Here is a 6,614-nt window from a genome sequence, read left to right as displayed (position 1 = left end):
CTGCGGCGCATGCCGCCGGTGGTATCTGCTTCCATTCCCGATCCCCATCGATTGAGGGAGCGATTCTACGGGCTGGCGGTGTTCCCGCCAGCCCTGCCGCGTGCGATCAGGCCAGCGCCTGCTCGTGCACCCCGGCCACCGCACGCCCGGACGGATCGGCCATCGTGGCGAAGCTGGCATCCCAGGCGATCGCCGCCGGCGAGGAGCACGCGATCGACTTGCCACCCGGCACCGTTTCAGCCGCGGCCTGGGTCGGGAAGTACTGCTCGAACACGTGGCGGTAGTAGTACGCCTCCTTGGTCTGCGGCGGGTTGTGCACGAAGCGCTTGTCGGCTGCGGCCATCACCCGGTCACTGATCTGCGCTTCGGCATGCGCCTTCAGCCCGTCGATCCAGCCGTAGCCGACGCCATCGCTGAACTGCTCTTTCTGCCGCCACAGGATCGACTCGGGCAGGTACCCTTCGAACGCTTCGCGCAGCACCGCCTTTTCGATCCGGCGTGCGCCCTGCGGCCCCTGCCCGACCATCTTGTGCCTGGCGTCGATGCGCATGGCCACATCGAGGAATTCGCGGTCCAGGAACGGCACGCGCGGCTCCACGCCCCAGGCCATCATCGACTTGTTGGCGCGCAGGCAGTCGTAGTTGTTGAGCGCATCGAGCTTGCGCACCAGCTCTTCGTGGAATTCGCGTGCGTTGGGCGCCTTGTGGAAGTACAGGTAGCCGCCGAAGATCTCGTCGCTGCCCTCGCCGGACAGCACCATCTTCACCCCCATTGCCTTGATCCGCCGCGCCAGCAGGAACATCGGCGTGGAGGCGCGGATGGTGGTGACGTCGTAGGTTTCCACGTGGCGGATCACCTCCGGCAGTGCGTCCAGGCCTTCTTCGAAGGTGTACTCGAAGCCGTGGTGCACGGTGCCCAACGCCTCGGCGGCGATGGCCGCGGCGGCCAGGTCCGGCGAACCCTTCAGGCCGATGGCGAACGAATGCAGACGCGGCCACCACGCTTCGCTCTGGTCGCCATCCTCGATGCGGTGCCGTGCGTAGCGCGCGGCCACGGCCGCCACCAGCGAGGAATCCAGGCCGCCAGAGAGCAGCACGCCGTACGGTACGTCAGTCATCAGCTGGCGGTGCACCGCGCGCTCGAAGGCTTCGCGCAGTTCCACCCGGTCGGCCTCGACGCCTTCCACCGCGTCGTAGTCACGCCACGGGCGCTCGTAGTACCGCGTGAGCGTATCGGTGGCGCTGTCGTACCAGTGGCCCGGCGGGAACTGCGCGGCATCGGCGCAGATGTCCACCAGCGACTTCAGCTCCGAGGCGACCACCAGGCGGCCGTCCTTGTCGTGGCCCCAGTACAGCGGCACCACGCCGATCGGATCGCGCGCGATCAGCACGCGCTGCTGGTCGCGGTCCCACAGCGCGAAGGCGAAGATGCCGTTGAGGCGGTTGAGGAACGAGGCCGGGCTGTCCTCGCGGTACAGCGCGTTGATCACCTCGCAGTCCGAGCCGGTCTGGAACGCGTAGGGCTGGGCCAGCTCGGCCTTCAGTTCGGTGTGGTTGTAGATCTCGCCGTTGACCGCCAGGGCCAGCTGGCCGTCCGCCGACAGCAGCGGCTGCGAGCCGCCGGCCGGGTCGACGATGGCCAGCCGCTCATGCACCAGGATGGCGCCGGCGTCGACGTACACCCCGCTCCAGTCCGGGCCGCGATGGCGCTGGCGCTGCGAAAGGTCCAGCGCATGGCGGCGCAGGGTGGGAAGGTCGTCGCCGGCCTGCAGGCCGAAAATACCGAAGATCGAACACATGGGAACAGCTCCTGATGATGGGGGAATACACGGGGTGCATGCGTTCGAGCGGCCATAAAAAAAACCCGCATCGGACGATGCGGGTTTTCTGGAGTCCGGGCGTGGTGCTTGTACTAGCCCTGGTCGCAGTCCCGCATCGGCCGCGCACGATTATTCGCGCGCAGATTGCTGCGGTTGGTATTGGTGACGGCGGTGGCCAGGAACGAGGACATGGATCGACCGTAACCGGGTTTTGGCGGCCGTGCAACTGTTGCGATGGCAACCATGCGCGCCCTGGCACCGCGCGGGTACAGCCGACGGGGCGATAATCACGCCCCCCCCTGTGCACGACCCGGCTGGAATGACCCTTCGCATCGGACGCATCGCCCCACGCCTGGGCGGCATCGCCCTCACCCTTGTCCTGGCCGCCTGCGCCAGCACGCCTTCGCGCACTCCTGCCGCCCTGGTCCACGACGTGGAGGCCAAGGCCGCCGATGGCCGCTTCGACAGCGCCTGGGAGGCCGCCCGCACCTATGAACGGTTCAACGACCCGCGCGCCGTGGGCTGGTACGAGCGTGCCGCAGCAGCGACGCCGTGGACGTTCCACAACCCGCAGGCAGAAGAGGCGCTGGGCCGGATCTGGACCGACGGCGAGCTGCTGCATGCCGACGGGCCCAACGTGGTCCAGGGCACCGCGCTGCGCCCCTCGCCGCGCCGGGCCGAGCGCTGGTACCGCACCGCAGCCGGGCACGGCAACCCGATGGCCATGCTGATGCTGGCCCGGTTCCACCGTGAGCGCGGCGAAGCGGCCAGCGCGCTGCGCTGGGACCTGCGCGCGACCATCTACAACCACATGCCGTCCGAATCGTCGCGGCTGCCGCTGGCCATCGCACCGCAGGACGGCGCACTGCACCCGCGGGTGGTGGACATCCAGCGGCGCGCACGACGCGGCGACGCCGATGCCCAGGTGGACCTGGGGACGCTGTATGAAACCGGGATGGGCGGCCTGCCCCGCGATGGCCACCAGGCCCTGCGCTGGTATCGGCAGGCGGGCGACCAGGGCAATGTCTACGGGCAGTACTTCAGCGGGCTGCTGCTCGGCCGCGGCCGCGCCGGCGTGACCCGCGACCTGGACGCCGCCGCCGGCTGGTTCGCCAAGGCCGAGGCCCAGCAGTTCTACCTGGCCGGCGAATCGTACTGGCGCGAGCGCATCAAAGCGCCGTTCTGGACCTTCGACTGACCCCGACCCGGTAGAGCCGACCGTTGGTCGGCTGCACGCCCAGACCGGTAGAGCCGACCGTTGGTCGGCTGCCCGTGCCGGCATCAACGGCGGCCGACCAACGGTCGGCGCTACCGCGTATTCCGCGCTGGGAATGTTTGTACACACTCCGCGCCCACCTTCAAGACTGCCGCCTGCGTCGCCCATCACCCAGAATGCCCGCATGACCACCGCCCTTTTCCGCGACGACACCATCACCCGCGCGCGCATGCAGACGATCATCGCCGCGCATCCGCGTGCGGCCATCTTCGAGGGCTGCATCTTCGACCACGGCGACTTTTCGCGCCTGGACATGGACGGCTTCCAGTTCAACCAGTGCTCGGTCGCCGGTGCGAACTGGCTGGCCGCGTCGCTGGAGGAAACCCAGTGGCTGAAATGCCGCGGCGGGCAGTGCGACTTCAGTTCCGCGCTGCTCAGCGATGCGCGCTTCTCGCATTGCGATCTCAACAACAGTCACTGGCGTCGCGCCACGCTATCCTCGGTGCAGTTCCACGACTGCAAGCTCACCGGCGCACACCTGCAGGAAGTGACCGGCTGGGCGCTGGAATTCCGCGATTGCCTGCTGGTCAGTGCCGACCTGCGCGGGCTTTCGTTCCGCAAGGCCGACCTGCAGGGCATGGATTTTTCCGATGCGGAACTGTCCGGCTGTGACTTCCGCGATGCGGTGTTCACCGGCGGCAGCCTGCGCAACGCACAGACCCGGCTGACCCGGTTCGAGGGCGCCGACCTGCGCGGTACCGACATCAGCGGACTCAACGTGATGGACGCCAAGCTGTTCAAGAAGGCGGTGATTTCGCAGCAGCAGGCCGCCGCAGCCCTGGCCGCGTTCGGCTTGATCGTGGCGTAGGACGAACCGGCCGCTGGCCGGTGCACCGCGCCCCTCCGGTAGTGCCGGCCGCTGGCCGGCTCCCCGCGCCCTCCGGTAGTGCCGGCCGCTGGCCGGCTCCCCGCGTCCCTCCGGTAGTGCCGGCCGCTGGCCGGCTCCCCCGATTGCCAGACCGAAGAAGGCGCCGGCCAGCGAGCCGACACGACCGCCACCGCCCGACGGTGGGTTCCACCCGCCGGCCTCAGGCCAGCAGACGCTCGATCAGCCGCTGGTACAGCGCCGGCAACTGTTCCAGATCGGCCACCCGCACGTTCTCATCCACCTGGTGGATGCTGGCATTGACCGGCCCCACTTCGATGCACTGCGCGCCCAGCGGCGCGATGAAGCGCGCGTCGGAGGTGCCGCCGCCGGTGCTTTCTTCCGGCGGTGCGCCGGCGAACGCGCCCAGCACCTCACGCGCCACACGGCGCAGGGTGCCTTCGGGGGTGTAGAACGGCTCGCCGCTGCGGTGCCATTTCAGCGCGTAGTCCAGGCCATGCGCATCCAGCAGCGCGCCAATGGCCTGTTCCAGCATCGGCGCGTTCCAGTGCGGGTTGTAGCGCAGGTTGAACAGCACCTGCAGCTCGCCCGGAATCACGTTGTTGGCCCCGGTGCCGGCGTGGATGTTGGACACCTGCAGGCTGGTCGGCGGGAAGCTTTCGAAGCCATCGTCCCAATGCCGCGCGGTCAGTTCCGCCAGTGCCGCAGCGGCCAGGTGGATCGGATTGCGCGCCTTGTCCGGATACGCCACATGGCCCTGCACACCCTTCACCGTCAGCGTGGCCGAAAGGCTGCCGCGGCGGCCCACGCGCAGCAGGTCACCGAGCACCGCGGTGGAGGACGGCTCGCCGGTGATGCACCAGTCGATGGCCTGCCCGCGTTCGCGGAAGATGTCGGCCACACGACGCACGCCGTCGATGGCGTCGCCTTCCTCGTCGCTGGTCAGCAGCACGGCCAGCGTGCCGGGATGCTCCGGATGGGCAGCCACGAACTGCTCCGCAGCGACCACGAACGCGGCCACGCTGCCTTTCATGTCGGCCGCGCCGCGCCCGTACAGCACGCCATCGCGGATCTGCGGATCGAACGGATCACTGGCCCAGGCCTCGACCGGCCCGGTCGGCACCACGTCGGTATGCCCGAGCAGTACCAGCACCGGTGCGCCCTGCCCGTGCGTGGCCCACAGGTTGTCGACCTCGCCCAGGCGCAGGTGTTCGCAGTGGAAGCCGGCGCGCTCAAGACGGCCCGCCAGCAGCGCCTGGCAACCGGCGTCCTCCGGCGTGACCGAGGCCCGTGCGATCAGGTCGCAGGTCAGCGCAAGCACATCGCTCACGCGCCGACCCCGAACCGCTGCTTGAAGCCGTTGTCGGTGAAACCCTGGGTCATCACGCCGTCGGCGGTGACCACCACCGGGCGCTTGATCAGCTGCGGGTGCTCGCGCAACAGCAGCTTCCACTCGGCATCGGACGCGGCCGCCTTGCGGTTGTCCGGCAACTGCCGCCAGGTGGTCGACGATTTGTTGACCAGGGCAGCGAAGCCGCCGGCCTGCCCGGCCCAGTCGACCAGCGTTTCCGGTGTCGGCTTCGCTTCGCGGTAGTCGACAAACGCATACGGCACCGCGAAACGGTCCAGCCACCTGGTGGCCTTCTTGCAGGTGTCGCAGTTCTTCAACCCATACACGGTGGTGGTCATGGCAGGACTCAGTCAGCCAGGCCGCGCAGCAGGTCGTTGACGCTGGTCTTGCTGCGGGTCTTGGCGTCGACCTGCTTGACGATCACCGCGCAGTACAGCGAGTGCGAGCCGTCCTTGGACGGCAGCTGGCCAGACACCACCACGCTGTACGGCGGCACCGAGCCGTAGCTGATTTCGCCGGTGGCGCGGTTGTACACGCGGGTGCTCTGGCCCAGGAACACGCCCATGCCGATCACGCTGTGGTGGCCGACCACGAAGCCTTCCACCACTTCCGAACGGGCGCCGATGAAGCAGTGGTCTTCGATGATGGTCGGGCTGGCCTGCAGCGGTTCGAGCACGCCGCCAATGCCGGCGCCGCCGGACAGGTGGCAGTGCTTGCCGATCTGCGCGCACGAACCCACCGTGGCCCAGGTGTCCACCATGGTGCCTTCGCCGACATAGGCGCCGATGTTGGTGAAGCTCGGCATCAGCACCACGTCCTTGCCGAAGTACGTCCCGCGACGGGCGATCGCGCCGGGCACCACGCGCACGCCGGCGCGGCGGAACTTGGCCTCGTCGAAACCGGCGAAGCGCGATTCCACCTTGTCCCAGAACGGTGCGGGGCGCGCATCGACCACGGCCATGTCGTTGACGCGGAAGTACAGCAGCACCGCCTTCTTCAGCCACTCGTTGACCTTCCAGCCGCCGTGGCCATCGGGTTCGGCAACGCGGAATTCACCGGTTTCCAGGCCATCGATGACGCGGCCGACCAGCGGCTTGGTCGAACCTTCCAGCTCATGCAGGGTCAGCGTGGCACGGCGCTCGAAGGCGCTCTCGATGCCGAACTTCAGCTCTTCCACGCCCGGCGTGGCCGGCTTGCGCAGCGACTTGCGGGCAATGGTGGCATCGCGGCTGGCGCTGCGCTTGGCGGCGCTTTCGGCCGGGGTGGCGGCCTTGCTGGCCGGGGCCTTCTTCGCAGCGGCCTTCTTCACCGCCGGCACCTTGGCGGCGGCAACGGGCTTCTT

6 protein-coding genes are annotated in these 6,614 nt (G+C 68.7%); 2 read left to right on the top strand and 4 right to left on the bottom strand.

Annotation, left to right across the window (positions count from 1 at the left end; all coding sequences use genetic code 11):
- Positions 1-106 precede the first annotated feature (106 nt).
- Positions 107-1,798, bottom strand: a complete 1,692-nt coding sequence (gene asnB / locus DBR34_RS19770) for an asparagine synthase B (RefSeq protein WP_128098047.1) — start codon at positions 1,796-1,798, stop codon at positions 107-109.
- 340 nt (positions 1,799-2,138) lie between these two features.
- Between asnB and DBR34_RS19765 the strand changes: the two genes are divergently transcribed.
- The gene (locus DBR34_RS19765) at positions 2,139-3,017 is read left to right on the top strand and encodes a tetratricopeptide repeat protein (protein ID WP_128098046.1); all 879 of its coding nucleotides are present in this window, start codon (positions 2,139-2,141) and stop codon (positions 3,015-3,017) included.
- Between the two features lie 202 nt (positions 3,018-3,219).
- Positions 3,220-3,903: a pentapeptide repeat-containing protein gene (locus tag DBR34_RS19760; protein ID WP_128098045.1), complete on the top strand. Its 684-nt coding sequence runs from the start codon at positions 3,220-3,222 to the stop codon at positions 3,901-3,903.
- A 220-nt stretch (positions 3,904-4,123) separates the two neighbouring features.
- Here the strand turns inward: DBR34_RS19760 and dapE are convergent, their stop codons facing one another.
- From dapE to dapD, 3 genes are all read right to left on the bottom strand, one after another.
- On the bottom strand, positions 4,124-5,251 hold the full coding sequence (gene dapE / locus DBR34_RS19755; protein WP_128098044.1) for a succinyl-diaminopimelate desuccinylase: 1,128 nt from the start codon (positions 5,249-5,251) through the stop codon (positions 4,124-4,126).
- Positions 5,248-5,610, bottom strand: a complete 363-nt coding sequence (locus DBR34_RS19750) for a Spx/MgsR family RNA polymerase-binding regulatory protein (RefSeq protein WP_128098043.1) — start codon at positions 5,608-5,610, stop codon at positions 5,248-5,250. The genes dapE and DBR34_RS19750 overlap by 4 nt, the downstream gene beginning before the upstream one ends.
- 8 nt (positions 5,611-5,618) lie before the next feature.
- Positions 5,619-6,614 (bottom strand): 2,3,4,5-tetrahydropyridine-2,6-dicarboxylate N-succinyltransferase (dapD, locus tag DBR34_RS19745; RefSeq protein ID WP_258224171.1); only part of this gene is annotated, 996 nt, incomplete at its 5' end.

The organism is Stenotrophomonas sp. HMWF003, assembly GCF_003061285.1.
Classification (GTDB): Bacteria; Pseudomonadota; Gammaproteobacteria; order Xanthomonadales; family Xanthomonadaceae; genus Stenotrophomonas; species Stenotrophomonas maltophilia_AP.
Note: the sequence above shows the minus strand (reverse complement) of the source record. Positions and strands in the feature narration are given on the sequence as shown.